This is a genomic window from Streptomyces sp. NPDC001027, assembly GCF_040299045.1.
Classification (GTDB): domain Bacteria; phylum Actinomycetota; class Actinomycetes; order Streptomycetales; family Streptomycetaceae; genus Streptomyces.
Window position 1 is genome coordinate 1 of record NZ_JBEPBI010000132.1, and the last position, 22133, is coordinate 22133.

Sequence of the window (22133 nt, forward strand, 5' to 3'; positions counted from 1 at the left end):
GGCCCGTGACGGCGGTCCCCGCGCCCGCGCCCTACGACGGCGGTCCGCTCGGCTCCCCCCCCCCGACCGTGCCGGCCGGCGACGGCGAGGCGGCCGCGCCGGGGCCCGGCGCGAGCGCCGCGGGCCGCGGCGCGGCGGGCAAGAACGCGGGCGGCGACGCCTCGGGCGCCCCGAAGGCCCGGGGCGGCGGGCCGTCCGGCGCGACCTCCTCCTGCCGTGAACTCGGCGCCGGCAAGGCCCTCGACCGGGAGCGCCGCCGACGCCTGGAGAAGCTCGCGGGCGGCGCGCAGCGCATCCAGGCGTACTGCGCCGCCCTGCTCGACGGCTCCCGCGCCGGGAGCGGCTCGGCCGGGCGGGACGCCGGCAAGGGGCAGTCGGGCCGCGGCGGCCGGGGCGGTGGCGGTGACGCGGCCGGGCAGAAGGGTCCCGACGACCCGGGCGGCCGTGGCGGCTCCGACGACGAGGACGCGGGCCGGGACGGCCGCCGGCACGGCCACGGGCACGGCCGGGGACAGGGCCGCGGCAGCGGCCACGGGGACGGGGACGGCGCGGGGCACGGCCGGGGGCAGGGGCGCGGTACCGGCGGCGTATCCGGCGGCGGTCCCGGACACCACGGCTGACCTGCGGTTTTCCAGCCGCGAAAAATTCGTTCGCGGCGGGTGTGACGTTTTCCGGGGCCGGTACGCAGTACCGAGTGAGCCGACTGGTCATCGGCCCCAGCACAGAGCCGGGGGTTCCCCCCGTACCTTCGGCTCGTGCGCTCGGCGCGGGCGGGACACGTTCCCCCGGTCCCGCTCGCGCCCCATACGCCTCCCCCTCCTCCCCGCCGTCCGGATGACGAGTCGCGCACCGCCCGGCAGACTGACGAGTACTCAGTCGAAGACCAGGGGCGGCCGCCGCCGCGACCGCCCGGCGGGAGGCCTGCACCCATGGCGCGTGAGTCGGAGTCCGGACTGCCCATCGAGCCGGTGTACGGCCCGCAGGACCTGGCCGGATGGGACCCCTCGGAGCGGCTGGGCGAGCCGGGCGCGTACCCCTTCACCCGGGGCGTCTACCCGTCGATGTACACGGGCCGCCCCTGGACGATGCGCCAGTACGCCGGGTTCGGCACGGCCGTCGAGTCCAACGCGCGCTACCGGCAGCTGATCGCCCACGGCACGACGGGCCTGTCCGTCGCCTTCGACCTGCCCACCCAGATGGGCCACGACTCCGACGCCCCGATCGCGCACGGCGAGGTCGGCAAGGTCGGGGTGGCGATCGACTCGGTCGAGGACATGCGGGTGCTGTTCGACGGGATCCCGCTGGACCGGGTCTCGACGTCGATGACGATCAACGCCCCCGCCGCGCTGCTGCTGCTGATGTACCAGCTGGTCGGCGAGGAGCAGGGCGTCCCCGCCGACCGGCTCACCGGCACGATCCAGAACGACGTGCTGAAGGAGTACATCGCCCGCGGGACGTACATCTTCCCGCCGACGCCCTCGCTCCGGCTGACCGCCGACGTCTTCCGGTACTGCCGGGCCGAGATCCCGAAGTGGAACACCATCTCGATCTCCGGCTACCACATGGCGGAGGCGGGCGCGTCGCCCGCGCAGGAGATCGCCTTCACGCTGGCCGACGGCATCGCGTACGTCCGCACGGCGGTCTCCGCCGGCATGGACGTGGACGACTTCGCACCGCGCCTGTCCTTTTTCTTCGTGGCCCGCACGACGCTCCTCGAGGAGGTCGCGAAGTTCCGCGCCGCCCGCCGGATCTGGGCGCGGGTGATGAAGGAGGAGTTCGGCGCGAAGAACCCCAGGTCGCTGATGCTGCGCTTCCACACGCAGACCGCCGGCGTCCAGCTGACGGCCCAGCAGCCCGAGGTGAACCTGGTCCGGGTCGCCGTCCAGGGGCTGGCGGCGGTGCTCGGCGGCACGCAGTCGCTGCACACCAACTCCTTCGACGAGGCCATCGCGCTGCCGACCGACAAGAGCGCGCGGCTGGCGCTGCGCACCCAGCAGGTCCTGGCCCACGAGACGGATGTGACGGCCACCGTCGACCCCTTCGCGGGCTCGTACGTCGTGGAGCGGATGACCGACGACCTGGAGAGGGCCGTCGTCGATCTCATGCGCCGGGTCGAGGATCTCGGCGGCGCGGTGTCGGCCATCGAGCACGGCTTCCAGAAGGACGAGATCGAGCGGTCCGCCTACCGGATCGCGCAGGAGACCGACTCCGGCGAGCGGGTCGTGGTCGGCGTCAACCGTTTCCGGCTCGACGCGGAGGAGCCGTACGAGCCCCTGCGCGTCGACCCGGCCATCGAGGCGCAGCAGGCGCAGCGGCTGGCCAGGCTCCGCGCGGAGCGCGACCGGGCGGCCGTGGACGCCGCGCTCGACGCCCTGAGGAAGGCGGCACAGGGCGAGGACAACGTTCTGTACCCGATGAAGGACGCGCTGCGGGCCCGGGCGACGGTGGGCGAGGTGTGCGGCGCCCTGCGGGAGGTGTGGGGGACGTATGTCCCGGCGGACGCCTTCTGAGCGGGGCGGGCGTCCACCGGCCTACGACCCGTCCCGGCCGACGCCGACCCGCCTGCGGTAGGTCTCGAGTCCGTCCTGCGTGCCGCCCGCCCAGCCCACATGGCCGTCCGGGCGGACCAGGTACACGCCGGACTCCAGGGTCAGCAGGGTCCAGTCCGGGCCCCTGAGCAGGTCGAAGAGGCGGACGCCGTCGACCGTCAGGTCGGGGACGCGGTCGCCGGCCCGCAGCGGACCCGGGGCCTGCCGCGTCTCCTCGCTCAGCGACGAGCCCCGGTAGTGCAGGCCCAGCTGCCGTGTCCCCGCGCCCCGGCGCGCCTCGTCCCGGTGGATCGCCGTCGACAGGCCGAGGATGTGCGCGGCGACGGGGCGGCGCTCCTCCTCGTAGGTGTCCAGCAGCTGCTCCGGGGCGTGTCCGGCCAGCACCGCGCCCAGTTTCCAGCCCAGGTTGTACGCGTCCTGGACGCTGGTGTTGAGGCCCTGGCCGCCGGCGGGGGAGTGGACGTGCGCCGCGTCGCCGGCCAGGAAGACCCGGCCCTCGCGGAAGCGGTCCGCCAGGGCGGCGCGCGGCCGGAAGTCGGACGTCCAGCCGATCCCCGTGACGTCCTCGGCGGCGAGGTGGGTGCGCTCGGCGACGACCGCGCGGACGCCCTCCGGCGACAGGGCCGGCCGCGTCCCCTCCGGGAACCGCGCGGCCAGCTGGAAGTCGTCCGTCCCCGCGAGCGGGCACAGGGCCAGGAAGTCCGCGTCCCCGCCCGGCGGGAAGACGTGCCAGTGGTCCCGGCCCAGGCCCGCGATCCGGACGTCCGCCACCAGCATCGGCCGCGGGTCCACGGTCTCGCCCGTCATCCCGACGCCCAGCGCCCGCCGCAGCGCCGACCGTCCGCCGTCGGCGGCGACGGCGTACCGGGCGCGCACCGCTCGGCCGGAGGCGAGACGGGCCGTCACCCCCGTGTCGTCCTGGTCCACGCCGACGACCTCGCAGCCGAAGGCCACCGACCCGCCCAGTTCCTCCAGCCGGGCCAGCAGGATCTCCTGGTTGCGCCACTGCGGGACCATCCAGGGGGCGGTGAAGCGGGAGCCCTCCTCGCCGTCCTCCGCGGGGTCGAACATGGCGTGCTCGCCGGCCGGCTCGCCGTCCGCCCAGATCATGCCGACCGGGTACGGGCCGCCGGCGGCGAGGATCTCGTCGAGGACGCCGAGGTCCTCGTAGATCTCGAGGGTGCGCGGCTGCAGGCCCTTGCCGCGCGAGCCGGGGGCCAGGGCCGCGCCCCGCTCCACGACCAGCGCGTGCACCCCGCGGCGGGCGAGGTCGATGCCGAGGACGAGGCCGGTCGGGCCCGCGCCGACGATCAGGACGTCGACGTCCTGATCCGCGTCCACGACTGCGTCCGCGTCCGTGTCCGTGCCCGCGTCCGCCTGCACTGCCCCGTACATGTCGATGCCCATGGCACTCTCCTTAACGCTGTTAAGTGCTGTCGCTCACGAGAGTGGCCTTAACGGCGTTAAACTGTCAAGCGTGAGCACCGGACGACGAGCCCCCCTCGACCGCCGGCGGGTCGCGGACACCGCGCTGGGCCTGCTGAACGACGTCGGCCTCGACGGGCTGACCCTGCGCGCCATCGCCACTGAGCTGGACGTCAAGGCGCCCGCGCTGTACTGGCACTTCAAGGACAAACAGGCGCTGCTGGACGAGATGGCGACCGAGATGTACCGGCGGATGGTCGCCGGCGCCGCGCTCGACCCCGCCGACACCTGGCGGCAGCGGCTGCGCAAGTCCAACCACGCTCTGCGCGGGGCGCTGCGCGGTTACCGCGACGGCGCGAAGGTGTTCAGCGGCTCCCGCTTCACCGGCGTCGAGCACGCCGAGCAGATGGAGGACGGCCTGCGGCTGTTCACGGCCGCCGGCTTCACCCTCGCGCAGGCGGTCCGCGCGACCTCGACGACGTACCTCTACACGATCGGCTTCGTCACCGAGGAGCAGGGCGTCGAGCCGCTGCCCGACGAGCGGCGCGAGGGGTACGACGTCGAGGAACGGGCCCGGCGCCTCGCCGCGTTCCCGCTGTCGGCGCAGGCGGGCGCGGAGATCTTCGCCGACTACGACCGGCACTTCGCCGAAGGCCTCGACCTGATCCTCGACGGGATCGCGGCACGCTACGGGATCGACTGAGGGGGCACGGGACGGCGGGCCCCTGCCGTTCCCTCAGCCGCTCCCTCCGTCGTTCCCGCTCCGTGGCTCCCACCGCCGGATCCTCTGCCCGGGCTCCGCCCGTTCTCCGTGCGGGGCCGCCACGCTCGCGTCGTGCCCGCCCTCCCCGGCCGCCCGGCCGGGTCGCCCTGTGTGGCGGGACCGCTGCGCGGAGGTGATGATTTCAGGATCGGTTCCGGTACGTGGACTGGCACGGCGTGCCATGGGCGGTCCGTGGTATCCGTGAGAGAAAGGAAGAAGTGCGGGTCGCCGACCCGAAAGCCAGCGAGTGTACCCATCCCGCACAGCAGCCATGCGCCGCGCGGCCAACTTTTCTTCGCCTGACGGGTTGAAGTTTTGTTGATCGTAGGTCGGTTGACCGCCCAGGCGTCCTACCCTTCAGAGGGTGAAGCAACTGATGTCCCGAGAGTCCGAGGCCGATCCCTCAGGGGAAGCCGTGCTCCCCGGCGCCCTTCCCGGCGCCCTGCCGGAGGCGCTGCGCGCCGAGCTCGTGGCCTTCCGCCGCGACCTGCACATGCACCCTGAGCTGGGCAACCAGGAGTTCCGCACGACGGCCGCGATCAAGGCCCGCCTGGAGAAGGCAGGACTGCGGCCCCGCGTGCTCGCCGTCGGCACCGGCCTCATCTGCGACATCGGGACCGTGGGCGCGCAGGGTGCGGCGGTCGACGGCGTCCCCGTCCTCGCGATGCGCGCCGACATCGACGCGCTGCCCATCCCGGACACGAAGACCGAGTGCGCCTACCGGTCCACCGTCCCCGACCGCGCCCACGCCTGCGGTCACGACGTGCACACCACCGTCGTCCTCGGCGCCGGTCTCGTCCTGGCGGAGCTGCACCGGCAGGGCCGGCTGCCGCGGCCGGTGCGGCTGATCTTCCAGCCCGCAGAGGAGGTGCTGCCCGGCGGCGCCGCCGACGCCATCGCCGACGGCGCGCTGGACGGCGTGGGCCGGATCATCGCCGTGCACTGCGACCCCCGGGTCGACGCGGGCAAGGTCGGTCTGCGCGAGGGCGCCATCACCTCCGCCTGCGACCGGCTGGAGATCTCCCTGGACGGGCCCGGCGGCCACACCGCGCGCCCGCACCTGACCACCGACCTCGTCACGGCGGCCGCCCGGGTCGTCACCGACGTGCCCGCACTGGTCGGCCGCCGGGTCGACACGCGCGCCGGACTGGCCGTGACCTGGGGTCGCATCGAGAGCGGCCACGCCCCGAACGTGATCCCGCAGCACGCCGAGCTCTCCGGCACCGTGCGCTGCCTGGACATCGAGGCGTGGCGGCAGGCCCCGGACATCGTGGTCGCGGCGATCGACGAGGTGGCCAACCTGCACCGGGCCAAGTCGGAGATCAACTACGTGCGGGGCGTCCCGCCGGTCGTCAACGACGGCGACGTCACCGCCCTGCTGCGCGACGCCATGGTGGCCCGGCGCGGCGAGTCGGGCGTGGAGGGCACCGAGCAGAGCCTCGGCGGCGAGGACTTCTCGTGGTATCTGGAGCGGGTCCCCGGCTCGATGGCCCGGCTCGGCGTGCGCCCGCCCGGCGAGCGCACCGTGCGCGACCTGCACCAGGGCGACTTCGACGCCGACGAGTCGGCGATCACCGTCGGTGTCGAGCTGTTCACGGCGGCGGCGCTGCTGGACGCGGTCGGCAGGTGAGCCGACGGCGGCGGAACGGCCCTCACGTGGCCGTTCCGTCGTTCGGCGCAACCCTGTTGTAAGCCATTCGTCCCCGCTTCGAAATCATCGGCGCGAAGCCGCAAGGCATCGAGTTCAGACGGCGTTCGCCTCGAATCGATAACGGCGTCGCGAGGGGTGTTTTTCTGACATCTACGCGCGTTACGATGCCGCGAAGCCAACGCCGATAGGGCGTCCAGGCCCGAGCACTGGCAAGGTGCTCACATCAAGCGCCGACAAGGCGCTCAGGTCAGGTGAAGGAGCCTTCCCGTGCGCCGGGTAGCCAAGCTTTCCGCTGCGTGTATCGCCACCGCAGCTCTCGCACTGACTGCCACTGCATGTGGCAGCACCTCCTCCGAGAACGACGCCAACAGCTCGTCGTCCGCCTCCTCCGGCGGCGGTTCGGGCGTCAAGATCGGTCTCGCCTTCGACGTCGGCGGCCGTGGTGACCGTTCCTTCAACGACTCCGCCGCGCGGGGCGCCGACAAGGCCAAGGCCGAGTTCGGCGGCTCGATCAAGGAGCTGACCGCCAAGACCTCCGACACCGAGGCCGACCGCGAGCAGCGCCTGACCGACCTGGCGGACGCCGGCTACAACCCCATCGTCGGCGTCGGCTTCTCCTACGCCGCCTCGATGACCAAGGTCGCCGCGAAGTACCCGAAGGTCAGCTTCGGCATCGTCGACTCGGTGGTGGACGCCAAGAACGTCGACAGCATCACCTTCACCGAGGAGCAGGGCTCGTACCTGGCCGGTGTCGCCGCTGCGCTGAAGACGAAGAAGAACCACGTCGGCTTCATCGGCGGCGTCGACGTCCCGCTGATCAAGAAGTTCGAGGCGGGCTTCGTTCAGGGCGTCCACGACACGAAGCCTGCGGTCAAGGTCGACTCGCAGTACCTGAGCCACGGTTCGGACTTCTCCGGCTTCGCCAGCCCCGACAAGGGCAAGGCCGCGGCTTCGGGCATGCTCGACAACGGCGCGGACGTCATCTACTCGGCGGCCGGCTCCTCCGGCAACGGCGCGATCGAGGCCGTCAACGGCGTCAAGGGCGCCTGGGCCATCGGCGTGGACTCCGACCAGTACAACATCCCGGGTCTCGCCAAGTACAAGGCCTCGATCCTGACCTCGATGGTCAAGAACGTCGACGTCGGCGTCTACGACTTCGTCAAGTCCGTCCACGACGGCAAGCCGCTGACGGGCACCAACAACTACTCGCTCGCCAAGAACGGTGTCTCGCTCGCCACCAGCGGTGGCTTCATCGACGACATCAAGACCCAGCTGGACGCGGCGAAGCAGAAGATCATCGACGGTTCCATCAAGGTCAAGACCACCCCGTGACCTGATGGTCGCCGCCTGACCCCGGCTCGACGAGGGGGGTGCACGACAACCCCCTCGTCGAGCCATAACAATGTGTCAACTCTACGCGTGTAGCACGGAGTTGCCGCGCTAGCGTCGCCGACGCCTGCCCTCCCCTACGCAGCCCCTTTCCCCGAGGAGAGTGCGCCATCAACGCGTCCAGCCCTCCCGCTGCCGTCGAACTGCGCGGCATCACCAAGCGATTCCCCGGCGTAGTCGCCAACCGCGACATCGACATCACGGTTCGCACCGGCACCGTCCACGCCCTGTGCGGTGAGAACGGCGCCGGCAAGTCCACCCTGATGAAGATCCTCTACGGCATGCAGCAGCCGGACGAGGGCACCATCACCGTGAACGGCGACCAGGTCACCTTCAGCAACCCCGCCGACGCCATCGCGCGCGGCATCGGCATGGTGCACCAGCACTTCATGCTCGCCGACAACCTCACGGTCCTGGAGAACGTCGTCCTCGGAGCGGAGAAGCTCCACGGCATCGGCGCCAAGGCCCGGACGAAGATCAAGGAGATCTCCGACGCGTACGGGCTGAACGTCCGGCCCGACGTCCTCCTGGAGGAGCTCGGCGTCGCCGACCGCCAGCGCGTGGAGATCCTCAAGGTCCTCTACCGCGGAGCCAAGACCCTCATCCTCGACGAGCCCACGGCCGTCCTGGTGCCCCAGGAGGTCGACGCCCTCTTCGACAACCTGCGCGAGCTGAAGGCCGAGGGCCTCACCGTCATCTTCATCTCCCACAAGCTGGGAGAGGTGCTGTCCGTCGCCGACGAGATCACCGTCATCCGGCGCGGCACCACCGTGGGCACGGTCGAGCCGGAGAACACCACCACCAAGCAGCTCGCCGAGCTGATGGTCGGCAGCGAACTGCCCACGCCGGAGACGGAGGAGTCCACCGTCACGGACGTCCCGCTGTTGAAGCTGGACGGGCTGCACCTGACGCAGACGGACCTCGACGGCGTCGAGCGGATCATCCTCGACGACATCACCTTCACCATCCACAAGGGCGAGGTCCTCGGCATCGCCGGCGTGGAGGGCAACGGCCAGTCCGAGCTGGTCGAGGCGATCATGGGCATCCGCGCCCCCGACGCCGGCGTCATCAGCCTCGACGGCGCCGACATCTCCCACGTCCCCACCCGCCACCGCCGCGAGGCGGGCGTCGGCTACATCCCCGAGGACCGGCACCGCCACGGCCTGCTCCTCGAGGCGCCGCTGTGGGAGAACCGCATCCTCGGCCATGTCACCGAGCGGCCCAACTCGCGCGGCCAGCTCCTCGACATCAAGGCCGCCCGCACCGACACCGAGCGGATCGTCCAGGCGTACGACGTCCGCACGCCCGGCATCGACGTGACCGCCGCCTCGCTGTCCGGCGGCAACCAGCAGAAGCTGATCGTCGGCCGCGAGATGAGCCACGCGCCCAAGCTGCTCATCGCCGCCCACCCCACCCGCGGCGTGGACGTCGGCGCGCAGGCCGCGATCTGGGACCACATCCGCGAGGCACGCCGCGAGGGCCTGGCCGTGCTGCTGATCTCCGCCGACCTGGACGAGCTCATCGGGCTCTCCGACACCCTGCGGGTCATGTACCGCGGCCGACTGGTCGCCGACGCCGACCCCGCCACGATCACCCCCGAGGAGCTGGGCTCCGCCATGACGGGTGCGGCCACCGGCCACCTGGAGCACGCAGAGGACGACGCCCGATGAAAAAGCTGACCTCACGGATCGACAAGGAGCGGCTGCTCCTCGGGGTCGCGGCCCCGCTGCTGGCGATCGTCACCGCGCTCGTCGTCACCGCCCTGGTCATCCTCGCCACCGGCAAGAACCCGGGCGCGGCCTTCAGCGACATGCTGACCTACGGCTCCGCCAGCGACAGCCAGGTCTACATCCTCAACAAGGCGACGACGTACTACCTGGCGGGTGTCGCGGTGGCCATCGGCTTCCGCATGAACCTGTTCAACATCGGCGTCGACGGCCAGTACCGGCTCGCCGCGTTCGTCGCCGCCGTCCTCGGCGGCGCGCTGACCGTGCCCGGCTGGATCGCCATCCCGCTGATCATCCTGTGCGCCATGGCGACCGGCGCCCTGTGGGCGGCCATCGCGGGCATCCTCAAGGTGACCCGCGGCGTCAGCGAGGTCATCTCCACGATCATGCTGAACTCGATCGCCACCGCGATCATCGCCTACCTGCTGCAGCCGGGGAAGCTCGCCGAACTGCAGAGCGGCGGCACGGTCGTCTCGACCGACCCGCTGCCCGAGTCCTCGTACTTCTTCAGCATCGACACCGGCGCGGCCGGTGTGCTGTGGGGCTTCATCGTCATCGCCGTCCTCGTCGGCGTCGCCTACTGGTTCGTGCTCGGCCGCACCCGGTTCGGCTTCGACCTGCGCACCGTCGGCCAGTCCGAGAGCGCGGCCACCGCGAGCGGCGTCTCCGTCAAGAAGATGGTCGCCACCAGCATGGTCATCTCGGGCGCCGTGGCCGGTCTGATCGGCATGCCGACCCTGCTCAACGACAGCCACCAGTTCAGCAACGACTTCCCGTCGGGCATCGGCTTCACCGGCATCGCCATCGCCCTGCTCGGCCGCAACAACCCGGTCGGGATCGCGCTCGGCGCGCTGCTCTGGGGCTTCCTGGAGCGCACGACCAACCACCTCGAGTTCGAGGGCTACGACAAGGAAATCCTCGGCGTCATCCAGGGCGTCATCGTGCTGTGCGTCGTCATCGCCTACGAACTCGTCCGGCGCTACGGCCTCAAGCGCCAGCAGCAGCGGGTCGGCGCCGAGCTCGCCGCCCAGGCCGCCGCCCCGACCCAGAAGCAGGAGGTGGCGTGATGACTGCCACGATGACCGACACGCCGCCCCCCGCGGCTCCCAAGGCGGACACCGGCGGCCGGTCGGGCCGCTCGGTGGGCCGGATCCTCACGATCATCGCCGGCGCGCTGGTGCTCGTCGCCGTGGTCCGCATCATCACCGGCGCCAACCAGCTCACCTCCGAGGGCCAGGTGTCGGCCGCGCTCGGCCTCGCCGTGCCCATCGGCCTCGCCGGTCTGGCCGGCCTGTGGTCCGAGCGGTCCGGCGTGGTCAACATCGGCCTCGAGGGCATGATGATCCTCGGCACCTTCGGCGCCGGCTGGATCGGCTGGCAGTCCAACCCCTGGCTCGGTCTGCTGTGCGGCGTCGGCTTCGGCGTCCTCGGCGGTCTGGTGCACGCGGTCGCGACCGTCACCTTCGGCGTCGACCACATCGTCTCCGGCGTCGCGGTCAACCTGCTGGCGCTCGGCATCACGCAGTACCTCGCCAAGCTGTTCTTCTCCGAGGGCGAGCCGGCCGAAGCGGGCGGCAACCCCAAGCAGTCCCCGCCCGTGGAGTCGCTGCCCCACATCGACGTGCCCGGCCTCTCGGACGCCCTCCAGTCGGTCGAGAAGCACCACTGGTTCCTGCTGTCCGACGTCGCGGGCATCCTCGGCGGCCTGGTCACCGACCTGTCCGTGGTGACGCTCCTCGCCTTCCTGCTGTTCGTCGGCAGCTGGTGGCTGCTGTGGCGCACCCCGTTCGGCCTGCGGCTGCGCTCCTGCGGCGAGAACCCGATCGCCGCCGAGTCCCTCGGCGTCAACGTCTACAAGTACAAGTACGCGGCCGTGGCCGTCTCCGGCGGCCTCGCCGGTCTCGCCGGCGCCTTCCTCGCCCTGGTCACCTCGCACACCTACCTTGAGGGCCAGACCGGCGGCCGAGGCTACATCGGCCTCGCGGCGATGATCTTCGGCAACTGGCGTCCCGGCGGTCTGGCCATGGGCGCGGGCCTGTTCGGCTACTCCGACGCGCTGCAGCTGCGCAACGGCGGCGAGACCGTCCACGCGCTGCTGCTCCTGCTGGTCGTGCTCGTCGCGGGGCTGGCCGGCTGGAAGCTGTACCGCAAGGCGCACTGGCAGGCCGGGATCTGCCTCATGGTCGCCGCGCTCGTCCTGGTCTGGTACCTGTTCACCGACGAGGTCCCGAGCGACTTCGTGGGCGCCACCCCGTACGTCGTCACCCTGCTGGTGCTGTCGCTGTCCGCGCAGCGACTGCGCATGCCCAGGGCCGACGGCATGCGCTACCGCAAGGGTCAGGGCAAGTGACCCCGGCCGCCGCCGTCGACTGGGAGGCGCTGCGCGCGGTGGCCCGCGAGGCCATGTCCCGCGCGTACGCCCCCTACTCCGGCTACCCGGTCGGCGTGGCGGCGCTCGTCGACGACGGCCGGATCGTGTCCGGCTGCAACGTCGAGAACGCCTCCTACGGGCTCGGTCTGTGCGCCGAGTGCGGGCTGGTCTCGCAGTTGCAGAACACCGGCGGCGGCCGGCTCACGCACTTCACCTGCGTGGACGGCCGCGGCGAGGTCCTCGTCCCGTGCGGTCGCTGCCGCCAGCTGCTGTACGAGTTCGGCGGCCCCGGCCTGCTGCTGGAGACGCCGGCGGGAATCCTGCCGCTCGCCGAGATGCTTCCGCAGGCCTTCGGCCCGGACCATCTCACCAAGTGACTCCCGCGCGGCCCCTCTGACGTGCGCAGAGGGGCCGCGCACTTTCTCCCCGCATCTCTTCCCACGTCTTGCCGCACCACCGTGCGCCACCGTTTGCACCACCGGAAGGAAAGCCATGACGCGCATGTCGATGGACGCCGTCTCCGTCATCCGCACCAAGCGGGACCGCGGTGAGCTCAGCGACGAGCAGATCGACTGGGTCATCGCCGCGTACACCGGCGGCGAGGTCGCCGACTACCAGATGGCCGCCCTCAACATGGCCATCCTGCTCAACGGCATGAACCGGCGGGAGATCGCCCGCTGGACGGCCGCGATGATCGCCTCCGGCGAGCGCATGGACTTCTCCGCCCTGTCCCGCCCGACCGCCGACAAGCACTCCACGGGCGGCGTCGGCGACAAGATCACGCTGCCCCTGGCCCCCCTCGTGGCGGCCTGCGGCGCGGCGGTCCCGCAGCTCTCCGGCCGCGGCCTCGGCCACACCGGCGGCACCCTGGACAAGCTGGAGTCGATCCCGGGCTGGCGCGCGCTGCTCTCCAACGAGGAGATGCTGTCGGTGCTGGACGGCACCGGCGCGGTGATCTGCGCCGCGGGCGACGGGCTCGCCCCGGCCGACAAGAAGCTGTACGCGCTGCGGGACGTGACCGGCACCGTCGAGGCCATCCCGCTGATCGCCTCGTCCATCATGTCGAAGAAGATCGCGGAGGGCACCGGCTCGCTGGTCCTCGACGTGAAGGTCGGCACCGGCGCCTTCATGAAGAGCGTCGAGGACGCCCGCGAGCTCGCCTCGACGATGGTGGGCCTCGGCACCGACCACGGGGTGAAGACCGTCGCGCTGCTGACGGACATGTCCACGCCCCTCGGCCTGACCGCGGGCAACGCCCTGGAGGTCCGCGAGTCGGTGGAGGTCCTGGCCGGCGGCGGCCCGGCGGACGTCGTGGAGCTGACGATCGCCCTGGCCCGCGAGATGCTCGACGCGGCCGGGATCAAGGACGCCGACCCGGCGAAGGCGCTCGCCGACGGCTCGGCCATGGACGTCTGGCGGCGCATGATCGCCGCCCAGGGCGGCGATCCGGACGCGGCCCTTCCCACCGCCAAGGAGCAGCACGTGGTGAAGGCGGGCGCCTCGGGCGTCCTCACCCGTCTCGACGCCTACGACATCGGCATCGCGGCCTGGCGCCTCGGCGCCGGCCGGGCCCGCAAGGAGGACCCGGTGCAGGCGGGCGCCGGCGTCGAGCTGCACGCCAAGCCCGGCGACACCGTGCGCGAGGGCCAGCCCCTCCTCACCCTCCACACGGACACCCCGGAGCGCTTCGAGTACGCGCTCCAGGCGGTCGAGGGCTCGTACGACGTCAGCGCCCCCGGTACGGCGTTCACGGCCTCCCCGGTCGTGCTGGAGCGCATCGCCTGACCTGGCCCGCGGCCGCAGGCCGCCGCTGTCACAGCCCTCATTCGGGTGAACGGGATCGGTGGACCTCCGCCGGTCCCGTTCGGCATGCTGGACTCGGTGACGCACCGACAAGGAGACCGCCATGAGCGCACTCACCGTGGGCCACGACCCCGAGCAGAGCTGGGACGACCTCGTCCGGTTCTGGGAGGAGATGGAATGGCCCGAGGGCAGCAAGGTGGAGATCATCGAGGGGATCGTCACCGTGTCACCTGCTCCCGCATACCGTCACAACGTCATCGCGGCACGCATCCAGCGTCGCCTCTACTCGGTGATCCCCGAGGACTGGGAAATCTTCCAGACCCTGGCCATCGCCGTGCCGTCGCGGCTGGGCATGCTCATCCCCGACCTCGTGGTGGCTCCCGTGCGGGAGCACACGGAGGCGGACACCCACATCCCGGCCGCGCTCGCCGAGCTGGTCGTGGAGGTCACCTCGAAGTCGAACGCCCGGCACGACCGCATCAGCAAGCCCGCCGCCTACGCCTGCGCGGGCATCCCCTTCTACCTCCTCGTCGACCGCTGGGCCCCCGAAGGCCCCGCCGCGTCGCTCTACGGGGAGCCGAAGGGCGACGTCTACCAACTGCTGACCTCAGCGAAGTTCGGCGAGGCCCTCAAGCTTCCCGCGCCCTTCGACGTCGTCATCGACACCGGCGAGTTCCCCGGCGAGTAGGCGGTCGTCGCGGGGTGCGATGAGTCGGGGGCTTCCGCACGGTCTACCGATCGTGGAAGCGACGACACCCCCCGTGCTCACCCTGACCGGCCCCGTCGCCCGGGGGCAGGCGGCAGGGCTGGCCGATGCCGTGCGCGCACTGCTGACCGGCGCCGAGACCGCAGTCGTCATCTGCGACGTCGCCGGGATCGGGCCGCCCGGGCTCCTCACCGTCGATCTGCTGGCCCGGCTCCAGCTGGCCGCGCGGCGGGCCGGGGGCCGCATACGGCTGCGCGGCCCCGACCCCGCGCTACGCGCCCTGCTCGACCTCGTCGGACTCCCCGTCCAGGTGGAGGGGGAGGTCGAAGAGGGGGAACCAGCGCTGGGTGTCGAGGTAGAAGTGGAACCCGGTGAGGCGGCCGTCTGAGATCTCCAGGATCTGGACTGCCCACGGGGTGAACCCGCCCTTCTCCGGATCCGGCTTGTACTGGGCGAACCCCGGCAGGCCGTTGACCTGGACCGGCAGCAGGCGCGAGCCCTCGCACGCGGAGCCGAGCGTGGTCATGAAGCCGGTGATGTCGTCGTGCCCGGTCAGCCACAGGTCGAACGGCGGCATCGTCATGACGGCGTCCTCGTGGAGCAGGGCCGTCAGCGCCGTCATGTCATAGCCCTCGAAGGCCGCCACATAGCGGTCCAGGAGCTTTCTCTGCTCCTCGTCGAGCGGGTCCGACACCGCCGCGTCCGCGCCGGACTCCTTCCGCTCGGACAGCGTGGCCCGCGCCCGCTGCAGCGCGCTGTTGACCGAGGCGACGGAGGTTTCCAGCAGCTCGGCCACCTCGCTCGCCCGCCACGCCAGCACCTCCCGCAGGATCAGCACCGCCCGCTGCTTCGGCGGCAGCTGCTGCAGCGCGGCCATGAACGCGAGACGCACCGACTCCTTCGCGACGGCCGCCTCGGCCGGGTCCTCCACCGTCGGCAGCACACGGGCGTCGGGCATCGGCTCCAGCCAGGTGTGGTCGGGGCGCGGCGAGAGCGCGGCCCGGGCGAGGGGGGTGGGCCCGGAGAGGTCCATCGGCCGGGCCCGCTTGTTGCCCGCCGTCAGCATGTCCAGACAGACGTTCGTGGCGATCCGGTACAGCCAGGAGCGCAGGCTGGAGCGACCTTCGAACCGGTCGTAGCTGCGCCAGGCGCGCACCATGGTGTCCTGCACCGCGTCCTCGGCCTCGAAGGACGAGCCGAGCATGCGGTAGCAGTAACCGGTCAGTTCCGTCCGGTGCTTCTCCAGTGCGACGTCGAGGCCCGTCGTCGCCGTGCTGTCGCCCATCGTCCAACCCACCCCTGCGGCCGTCCTGTCACGCGTCTTCGCGCCCAGCACTTCGGAAGCTACCGCAGCCCACTGACAACGGCCTGCCGAGTCGACGAAAGCGCAGGTGGAAGGCGTGCCCGGGGCCTTTGCGGCCGCCGCTCGCCGTCGCGGCCGCCGCTCGCTGCCGGGGCCGCCGCTCAGACCAACTGCCTGACCGACATCAGCAGGTGCCGGTGGCCCTCCGGCGCGTCCGCCGCGCTCAGCAGCGTCCGCTGGCCCGTCCCCAGCAGCTCCATCCGCAGCCGCGTCGCCCCGAACGACGACAGCGCGTCCAGCAGATACGCCGGGTTGAAGGCCACCGTGACGTCCTCGGTCCCGGTCAGCTCGGCCGGCAGCCGCTGCGCCGCCACGTCGTCGCCGTATCCCGCGCGCAGCAGCACCGAATCCGCGGAGAAGTCGAGCCGCACCGGACTGTTCGTCTCCGCCACCACCGCGACCCTGCGCACGGCCTCCGTGAGCGCGCCGGACTCCACTTCGGCCACCGCGGCCCCCGCCATGTCGAACAGCTTCCCGTACGACGGCAGCCGCCCGTCCAGGGGCCGCAGGACCGTCCGCATCCGTCCGCCCCCGAACCCGACCGGTCCGCTCGCGGCCACCCCGTCGAGGCCGATCCGCACGGTCCCGCACCGCGCCAGCGACCGGGCCGTGTCCAGCAGCCGCCGCGCCGGCAGCAGCGTCTCCACCACGCCCGCGCCCGCCGCCTCCGGCTCCGCCTTCCACTCCAGCCGCCGTACCGCGTACCGGTAGCGATCCGACGCCGACAGCGTCATCTCGTCCCCCTCCAGACGCAGCTGGACGCCCGTCAGCACCGGGAGGGTGTCGTCGCGGCCCGCCGCCACCGCGACCTGCGCGACGGCGGTCGCGAAGGCGGCCGCGTCGACGACGCCGTACGCCTGCGGGGGCGCGGGCGGGGCGGGGTACTCCTCGTGCGGGAGGGTGGACAGGCCGAAGCTCGTGCCGCCCGCCTCGACCGTGAACCGCGTCCCCTCCAGCGCACAGCTCACCGGCCCGTCCGGCAGCACCTTGCAGATGTCCAGCAGCCGCCGCCCGAGGACGAGCACCCGGCCGCCGGTCGTCGCCTCGGCGTCCGCGTCGATCCGCGCGGCCGTCTCGAAGTCGAACCCCGACACGCTCAGCGCCCCCGCCGACGTCTCCAGCACCAGGCCCCCCAGCACGGGCACCGGTGTGCGGGCGGGCAGCGCGCGGGCCGCCCATCCGACGGCTTCGACGAGATCACCGCGGTCGATCCGGAACTCCATGGACGGCTACCCCCTGTGCCAGAAACCTGTCAGTGGTCGCGGAGGCTATCCGCGACCACTGACAGACGGCCTCCGAGCAGGGGGAAGACGGCCTGCGGGCAGGAGAGGGAGGGGACCGGGGCGGGGACGGTCAGGCGGTCGCCGGAGTCGCCCGGCGCGCCGCGCGCGTGCCCGCCACGGTGATCGCGACGACGCCGAGCACCGCGAACAGACCGACGCCGACCGTGCCGGCCCAGCCGCCCGAGTGGAAGGCGATCGCGCCGACCGTGGAGCCGGCGCTGGAGCCGACGTAGTACGCGGACTGGTAGAGCGCGGAGGCCTGGGCGCGGCCGGTGGTCGCCGTCCTGCTGACCGCCGACGACGCCACCGCGTGCCCCGCGAAGAAGCCCGCCGTGATCAGGACCAGCCCCAGCAGCACCGACGCCAGCGAGTCCGCCAGCGACAGCAGCAGGCCCGCGGCGGTCGTGCCGCCCGCCAGGTACAGCGCGCCGCGCCGCCCCAGCCGGCCGACCAGCCTGCCCGCCGTGGACGCCGACACCGTGCCCACCAGGTACACGAGGAAGATCGAGCCGACGACGCCCTGGGGGAGGGAGAACGGCTCCCCCGTCAGCCGGTAGCCGATCACCGTGTACACGCCGCCGAAGACGGTCATGAACAGCGCGCCGATGGCGTACAGCCGGCGCAGCAGCGGGTCGGCGAGGTGGCCGCGGACGGTCCGGGCCAGGACGCGGGGCGCCAGGGAGCCCGGCGTGAAGTGGCGCGGCGCCGGCAGCAGCAGCCGGAAGGCGACCGCGCAGGCCACCGCCAGCGCGCCGATCACGCCGACGGCGATCCGCCAGCCCCACTCCTGGGCGACCCAGCCGGTGATGACCCGGCCGCTCATCCCGCCGACGCTGTTGCCGGCCACGAACAGGCCGATCGCCGTGACCAGCGCCTTCGGCCGGACCTCCTCCGCGAGGTAGGCCGTGGCCGAGGCGGGGAGCCCGGCCAGCGCCGCGCCCTGCACCGCCCGCAGCACGACCAGCCACTCCAGGGAGGGAGCGAACGGGACCAGCAGGCCCACGCCGACCGCGACCGCCAGCGACGCCGTCATCACGGTGCGGCGGCCGTAGCGCTCCGACAGGGCGCTCATCGGCAGGACGAACAGCGCCAGTCCGCCGGTCGCCGCCGCCACCGTCCAGCTCGCCTGGCTCGCCGCCACGCCGAAGTCGCCGGAGATCAGCGGCAGCAGCGCCTGCGTGGAGTACAGCAGGGCGAAGGTCGCCACGCCGGCGAGGAAGAGCGCGAAGCTCATCCGGCGGTAGCCGGGGCCGCCGGGGGTGAGCCGGGTGTCGGAGGAGGGGGCGGGGAGGGAGGCGGGGGCGGTCGCGGCCGAGCGGGCGGACGAGGCGGCGACCACGATCGTGGACGCCCCGGTACTGGCGGGAGACATGCCTCGAACCTACGGACGGTCCCGCTGTTCCGTCCAATGCACGGACTCGTCATAATCGTTCCCATGGTGCATCAGCAGAGGTCACGGACTCGCCTGTCACCGTCCGGTGACACACAAGACACCACCGACATGGCGAGGCTGCTCGCCCCCCGGCTCGCGTACTTCGCCGGGGTCGCCCGCACCGAGCACGTCACGCGCGCCGCTCAGGAGATGGACGTCCCCCAGTCGACGCTGTCCCGCGCGATGGTCCGGCTGGAACAGGACCTCGGCGTCGACCTGTTCGCCCGCCGCGGCCGCACGGTCTCCCTCACCCCCGCCGGCCGCACCTTCCTCACCTCGGTGGAGCGCGCCCTCGCGGAGATCGAGCGGGCCGCCGACGAGGTCCGCGCCGACGCCGATCCGACGGCCGGCAAGGTCGCGTTCGGCTTTCTGCACACCATGGGCGCGGAGACCGTGCCCGGGCTCCTGCACGCCTTCCGCGCCGACCACCCGCGGGTCCGCTTCAGCCTCGTGCAGAACTACGGCGAGGCGATGCTCGAAGGGCTTCGGGCCGGCGAACTGGACCTCTGTCTGACCTCCCCGGTCCCCGACGCCCCGGACCTGGTCGCCCGCAGGCTCGACGAGCAGAAGCTGCGTCTGGTCGTGCCGGCCGACCACCGGCTCGCCGCCCGGCGAAGGGTCCGCCTCGCCGAGGCCGCCGACGAGACCTTCGTGACCCTGGAACCGGGCTACGGCCTGCGCCGCATCACGGACGACCTGTGCAAGGAGGCGGGTTTCCGGCCCAGGGTCGCCTTCGAGGGCGAGGAGGCGGAGACGCTGCGCGGGCTGGTGGCGGCGGGCCTGGGCGTCGCCCTGCTCCCGCCGCCGGCCGTGGCCCGTCCCGGCGTCGTGGAACTGACGGTCACGGCCCCGCGGGCGGCTCGGGAGATCGGCGTGGCCTGGCTCGACGGCCGTCCGGACACCCCGCCGGTGGCCGCCTTCAAGAAGTTCCTGCTCTCGAGACGGGGCAACCTGCTGCCGTCCTGAGGCCTGCCGCTCGGGTCGCCCCCACGGCCGCGCCGCCCGTGGCGGGGCGCACGGCCGCGCCGTCGGCGTCCCGTGCTCCCGCCCCTACCGTCGCCGTAACGACTTCCCGAAACCGGCGGCCAGCGGCATGCGCAGGCCCAGCGGGGGAGGCGCCGCGAGCGCGTCCTCGACCGGGCGGGAGAGGGCTCTGCCGAACAGCGCGCCCATGACGAAGTCCTCGGCCAAGGCGAGGACTTCGGCCCGGTACTGGTGCAACCCGTGGCCGTCGGAGTGCACTTCGAAGCGGCACACGTCCCGGTTCGCCTTCTTGGCGCGCGTCGCGAGCCGGAACGACAGCTCGGGGTCGCAGCGTTCGTCCTTGGTGCCGTGCACGAGGAGCACCCGTCGTCCCACCAGCTGCCTGACCGGCTCGGGCGGGGCGGCCAGGTCCTCCTCCGGCAGCCACGGGGCCATCGCCAGAACGGAGTTGACGGCGTCGTGGCCGCCCGCGTGCAGCGCCGCCCGTGCGCCCATGTCGACGCCGGCCAGACACACCGGGACGTCTCCGTAGCGCCGTACGATCTCGTCGGCGGCCCAGGCCGCGTCGGCCGCCAGATGCGCCTCGCTGCCGTTCCAGCCGCGGTAGCGGTAGTGCACGGCGTGCACGGCCAGCCCCTCCCCGGCTCCCGCACGGGCGAGTCGGCGCCCGAGGCCCCGGACGGAGGCGGCCGCCCACAGCGCGGACGGTCTGCGGCCCGACACCTCCTCGCCGCCCGGGAGCAGCAGCACCGCTCCGCTCACCGCCGTCGGCTCCGGGCCGAGCGCCCTCCCCAGCCGGGCCGTCCGAGCCGGCGTCAGTTCCTGTGCCATGGCAGAACAGTGTCAGAAGCAGTGGTGTACTCCACCTGTCCGTGCGGTCACCGTTACATATCGGCGGAGTTGTACAACGCGCGATCTACGCGCGTAGGAGTTAGAGTGCGGAAATGACGAGCCAGAGCATCCAGACGGGCATCACCCCGAGCCCGGACCAGATCCGGCGGGCGCCCAAGGTTCTGCTGCACGACCACCTCGACGGCGGGCTGCGCCCCGGCACGATCGTCGACCTCGCCCGGGAGACCGGGTACGACCGCCTCCCCGAGACCGACCCCGACAAGCTCGGCGTCTGGTTCCGGGAAGCCGCGGACTCCGGCTCCCTGGAGCGGTATCTGGAGACCTTCTCGCACACCGTCGGCGTGATGCAGACCCGCGAGGCCCTGGTGCGGGTCGCCCGCGAGTGCGCCGAGGACCTCGCCGAGGACGGCGTCGTCTACGCCGAGGTGCGGTACGCGCCGGAGCAGCACCTCGACGGCGGACTGACCCTCGAGCAGGTCGTCGAGGCCGTCAACGAGGGTTTCCGGGAAGGCGAGCGGGCGGCCCGCGCCAACGGCCACCGCATCCGCGTCGGCGCCCTGCTGACCGCCATGCGGCACGCGGCCCGCGCGCTGGAGATCGCCGAACTCGCCAACCGCTACCGGGATCTGGGCGTCGTCGGCTTCGACATCGCGGGCGCCGAGGCCGGTTACCCGCCCACCCGGCACCTCGACGCCTTCGAGTACCTCAAGCGCGAGAACAACCACTTCACCATCCACGCCGGCGAGGCCTTCGGGCTGCCGTCCATCTGGCAGGCGCTGCAGTGGTGCGGCGCGGACCGGCTCGGGCACGGCGTGCGGATCATCGACGACATCGAGGTCGCCGACGACGGCTCGGTGAAGCTCGGGCGGCTCGCTTCCTACGTCCGCGACAAGCGCATCCCGCTGGAGATGTGCCCCAGCTCCAACCTGCAGACCGGAGCGGCCGCCTCCTACGCCGAGCACCCCGTCGGGCTGCTGCGCCGACTCCACTTCCGGGCGACCGTCAACACGGACAACCGTCTGATGTCCGGCACCAGCATGAGCCGGGAATTCGAGCACCTGGTCGAGGCATTCGGTTACACGCTCGACGATCTGCAGTGGTTCTCGGTCAATGCTATGAAGTCAGCATTCATTCCTTTCGATGAACGACTCGCGATGATCAATGACGTGATCAAGCCCGGTTATGCCGAGCTGAAATCCGAATGGCTGTTCCAGCAAACCGTCTCGACCAGCGGTTCTGTGGCGACGGAAAGCTGAGTAGGAAATCCTGGGCGTACGAAATGCGGGCGGGTGTTCACCAACCGTCCGCATTTCGATGTTTGCCGCTGACCCCGTCCCGTGTTTACGGTCGAGAACCGCTCAGTTCCCCGTATCCCATTCGAGGACGCATTCATCATGAAGCAGTCTGCTGCCAAGACCCTCGGCGTCGCCGCTCTCGGCGCCGCCTTCGCCGCCGCCGGTGCGGGCGCCGCGACCGCCGCCCCCGCCGTACCGGACGCCACGCAGGCCCTGGACGGCATCACCCGGACGCTGCCGGCGGAGAACGTGACCCAGGCGCTGCCCGCCGCCGGCCAGGTGCTGACGCACGCCCAGCCGACGCTCGGCGCCGGTCTGACCGCCGCCCAGCCGGTCGCCGGGAAGCTGCTCGCCGAAGGCCCCACCGCGCCCGTCTCCGGACTGCTCGGCGGTCTGCCGCTGAAGGGCCTGCCCACCCACGGCCTGCCGGTCAACGGGATCCCGCTGGGCTGAGCGGCGCCGCCCGCCGCACCCATCGCGACCCGCTGCGCCGTCGGGGCGGGGGGGGGCAAGCACGCGCGCGCCCGCCGCCGCGTTGGC

At 72.3% G+C, this 22133-nt stretch carries 19 protein-coding genes and 1 pseudogene; 15 read left to right on the forward strand and 5 right to left on the reverse strand.

The genetic code is table 11. The features are described from left to right. Positions 1-620: pseudogene (locus tag ABT300_RS28485) on the forward strand (hypothetical protein); the annotation flags it as partial. A 309-nt stretch (positions 621-929) separates the two neighbouring features. Then, complete coding sequence (locus ABT300_RS28490) at positions 930-2510, forward strand: acyl-CoA mutase large subunit family protein (RefSeq protein ID WP_351681401.1); 1581 nt, start codon at positions 930-932, stop codon at positions 2508-2510. 21 nt (positions 2511-2531) lie between these two features. On the opposite strand, the gene ABT300_RS28495 is transcribed toward ABT300_RS28490, so the two are convergent. After that, a complete protein-coding gene (locus ABT300_RS28495) occupies positions 2532-3956 on the reverse strand; it encodes an FAD-dependent monooxygenase (RefSeq protein ID WP_351681403.1) in 1425 nt (474 codons plus the stop codon). A gap of 70 nt (positions 3957-4026) precedes the next feature. Here ABT300_RS28495 and ABT300_RS28500 point away from each other — a divergent pair, with 70 nt between their 5' ends. The 10 genes from ABT300_RS28500 (at position 4027) to ABT300_RS28545 (ending at position 14772) form a co-directional block, all read left to right on the forward strand. Beyond that, on the forward strand, positions 4027-4677 hold the full coding sequence (locus ABT300_RS28500) for a TetR/AcrR family transcriptional regulator C-terminal domain-containing protein (protein ID WP_351681405.1): 651 nt from the start codon (positions 4027-4029) through the stop codon (positions 4675-4677). 436 nt (positions 4678-5113) lie between these two features. Next, positions 5114-6367, forward strand: coding sequence for an amidohydrolase (locus ABT300_RS28505; RefSeq protein WP_351681407.1), 1254 nt, complete (start codon positions 5114-5116; stop codon positions 6365-6367). A gap of 288 nt (positions 6368-6655) precedes the next feature. Then, entirely contained in the window at positions 6656-7720 is a 1065-nt protein-coding gene (locus tag ABT300_RS28510) for a BMP family lipoprotein (RefSeq protein WP_351681410.1), read from the forward strand. 200 nt (positions 7721-7920) lie between these two features. Then, a complete protein-coding gene (locus ABT300_RS28515) occupies positions 7921-9447 on the forward strand; it encodes an ABC transporter ATP-binding protein (RefSeq protein ID WP_452989169.1) in 1527 nt (508 codons plus the stop codon). After that, entirely contained in the window at positions 9444-10571 is a 1128-nt protein-coding gene (locus ABT300_RS28520; RefSeq protein WP_351681413.1) for an ABC transporter permease, read from the forward strand. Before ABT300_RS28515 ends, ABT300_RS28520 begins: the two co-directional genes overlap by 4 nt. Next, positions 10571-11854, forward strand: coding sequence for an ABC transporter permease (locus ABT300_RS28525; RefSeq protein ID WP_351681416.1), 1284 nt, complete (start codon positions 10571-10573; stop codon positions 11852-11854). The genes ABT300_RS28520 and ABT300_RS28525 overlap by 1 nt, the downstream gene beginning before the upstream one ends. After that, positions 11851-12252 carry a cytidine deaminase gene (locus tag ABT300_RS28530; protein WP_351681419.1) on the forward strand — a complete coding sequence of 134 codons (402 nt, stop codon included), beginning with the start codon at positions 11851-11853 and terminating at the stop codon, positions 12250-12252. Before ABT300_RS28525 ends, ABT300_RS28530 begins: the two co-directional genes overlap by 4 nt. Before the next feature lie 124 nt (positions 12253-12376). Further along, positions 12377-13660, forward strand: a complete 1284-nt coding sequence (locus ABT300_RS28535) for a thymidine phosphorylase (protein WP_351681450.1) — start codon at positions 12377-12379, stop codon at positions 13658-13660. Positions 13661-13781: 121 nt separating this feature from the next. Beyond that, positions 13782-14366 carry a Uma2 family endonuclease gene (locus tag ABT300_RS28540; protein ID WP_351681422.1) on the forward strand — a complete coding sequence of 195 codons (585 nt, stop codon included), beginning with the start codon at positions 13782-13784 and terminating at the stop codon, positions 14364-14366. 19 nt (positions 14367-14385) lie between these two features. Then, a complete protein-coding gene (locus tag ABT300_RS28545; protein ID WP_351681425.1) occupies positions 14386-14772 on the forward strand; it encodes an STAS domain-containing protein in 387 nt (128 codons plus the stop codon). Here ABT300_RS28545 and ABT300_RS28550 read toward each other — a convergent pair. From ABT300_RS28550 to ABT300_RS28560, 3 genes are all read right to left on the reverse strand, one after another. Beyond that, positions 14656-15669, reverse strand: a complete 1014-nt coding sequence (locus ABT300_RS28550) for a sigma-70 family RNA polymerase sigma factor (protein ID WP_351681429.1) — start codon at positions 15667-15669, stop codon at positions 14656-14658. The genes ABT300_RS28545 and ABT300_RS28550 overlap by 117 nt on opposite strands. Positions 15670-15848: 179 nt before the next feature. Continuing rightward, complete coding sequence (gene dnaN, locus ABT300_RS28555; protein ID WP_351681432.1) at positions 15849-16970, reverse strand: DNA polymerase III subunit beta; 1122 nt, start codon at positions 16968-16970, stop codon at positions 15849-15851. 130 nt (positions 16971-17100) lie between these two features. Further along, positions 17101-18402, reverse strand: a complete 1302-nt coding sequence (locus ABT300_RS28560; protein WP_351681434.1) for an MFS transporter — start codon at positions 18400-18402, stop codon at positions 17101-17103. A gap of 63 nt (positions 18403-18465) precedes the next feature. On the opposite strand from ABT300_RS28560, the gene ABT300_RS28565 reads away from it, so the two are divergent. Further along, the gene (locus tag ABT300_RS28565) at positions 18466-19428 is read left to right on the forward strand and encodes a LysR family transcriptional regulator (protein WP_351681437.1); all 963 of its coding nucleotides are present in this window, start codon (positions 18466-18468) and stop codon (positions 19426-19428) included. Between the two features lie 84 nt (positions 19429-19512). On the opposite strand, the gene ABT300_RS28570 is transcribed toward ABT300_RS28565, so the two are convergent. Then, positions 19513-20277, reverse strand: coding sequence for a prolyl oligopeptidase family serine peptidase (locus ABT300_RS28570; protein ID WP_351681440.1), 765 nt, complete (start codon positions 20275-20277; stop codon positions 19513-19515). Between the two features lie 113 nt (positions 20278-20390). On the opposite strand from ABT300_RS28570, the gene ABT300_RS28575 reads away from it, so the two are divergent. Both ABT300_RS28575 and ABT300_RS28580 read left to right on the forward strand, forming a co-directional pair. After that, positions 20391-21554, forward strand: coding sequence for an adenosine deaminase (locus tag ABT300_RS28575; protein ID WP_351681443.1), 1164 nt, complete (start codon positions 20391-20393; stop codon positions 21552-21554). A gap of 138 nt (positions 21555-21692) precedes the next feature. After that, entirely contained in the window at positions 21693-22046 is a 354-nt protein-coding gene (locus tag ABT300_RS28580; RefSeq protein ID WP_351681446.1) for an ATP-binding protein, read from the forward strand. Positions 22047-22133: the final 87 nt, after the last annotated feature.

Excerpts from the sequence above, each read along its gene's own strand:
- ABT300_RS28490 (WP_351681401.1), top strand. The coding sequence starts at position 930 with ATGGCGCGTGAGTCGGAGTCCGGACTGCCCATCGAGCCGGTGTACGGC.
- ABT300_RS28495 (WP_351681403.1), bottom strand. The coding sequence starts at position 3,956 with ATGGGCATCGACATGTACGGGGCAGTGCAGGCGGACGCGGGCACGGAC.
- ABT300_RS28505 (WP_351681407.1), top strand. The coding sequence starts at position 5,114 with ATGTCCCGAGAGTCCGAGGCCGATCCCTCAGGGGAAGCCGTGCTCCCC.
- ABT300_RS28520 (WP_351681413.1), top strand. The coding sequence starts at position 9,444 with ATGAAAAAGCTGACCTCACGGATCGACAAGGAGCGGCTGCTCCTCGGG.
- ABT300_RS28525 (WP_351681416.1), top strand. The coding sequence starts at position 10,571 with ATGACTGCCACGATGACCGACACGCCGCCCCCCGCGGCTCCCAAGGCG.
- ABT300_RS28535 (WP_351681450.1), top strand. The coding sequence starts at position 12,377 with ATGTCGATGGACGCCGTCTCCGTCATCCGCACCAAGCGGGACCGCGGT.
- ABT300_RS28540 (WP_351681422.1), top strand. The coding sequence starts at position 13,782 with ATGAGCGCACTCACCGTGGGCCACGACCCCGAGCAGAGCTGGGACGAC.
- ABT300_RS28545 (WP_351681425.1), top strand. The coding sequence starts at position 14,386 with ATGAGTCGGGGGCTTCCGCACGGTCTACCGATCGTGGAAGCGACGACA.
- ABT300_RS28550 (WP_351681429.1), bottom strand. The coding sequence starts at position 15,669 with ATGGGCGACAGCACGGCGACGACGGGCCTCGACGTCGCACTGGAGAAG.
- dnaN (WP_351681432.1), bottom strand. The coding sequence starts at position 16,970 with ATGGAGTTCCGGATCGACCGCGGTGATCTCGTCGAAGCCGTCGGATGG.
- ABT300_RS28560 (WP_351681434.1), bottom strand. The coding sequence starts at position 18,402 with ATGTCTCCCGCCAGTACCGGGGCGTCCACGATCGTGGTCGCCGCCTCG.
- ABT300_RS28565 (WP_351681437.1), top strand. The coding sequence starts at position 18,466 with ATGGTGCATCAGCAGAGGTCACGGACTCGCCTGTCACCGTCCGGTGAC.
- ABT300_RS28570 (WP_351681440.1), bottom strand. The coding sequence starts at position 20,277 with ATGGCACAGGAACTGACGCCGGCTCGGACGGCCCGGCTGGGGAGGGCG.
- ABT300_RS28575 (WP_351681443.1), top strand. The coding sequence starts at position 20,391 with ATGACGAGCCAGAGCATCCAGACGGGCATCACCCCGAGCCCGGACCAG.
- ABT300_RS28580 (WP_351681446.1), top strand. The coding sequence starts at position 21,693 with ATGAAGCAGTCTGCTGCCAAGACCCTCGGCGTCGCCGCTCTCGGCGCC.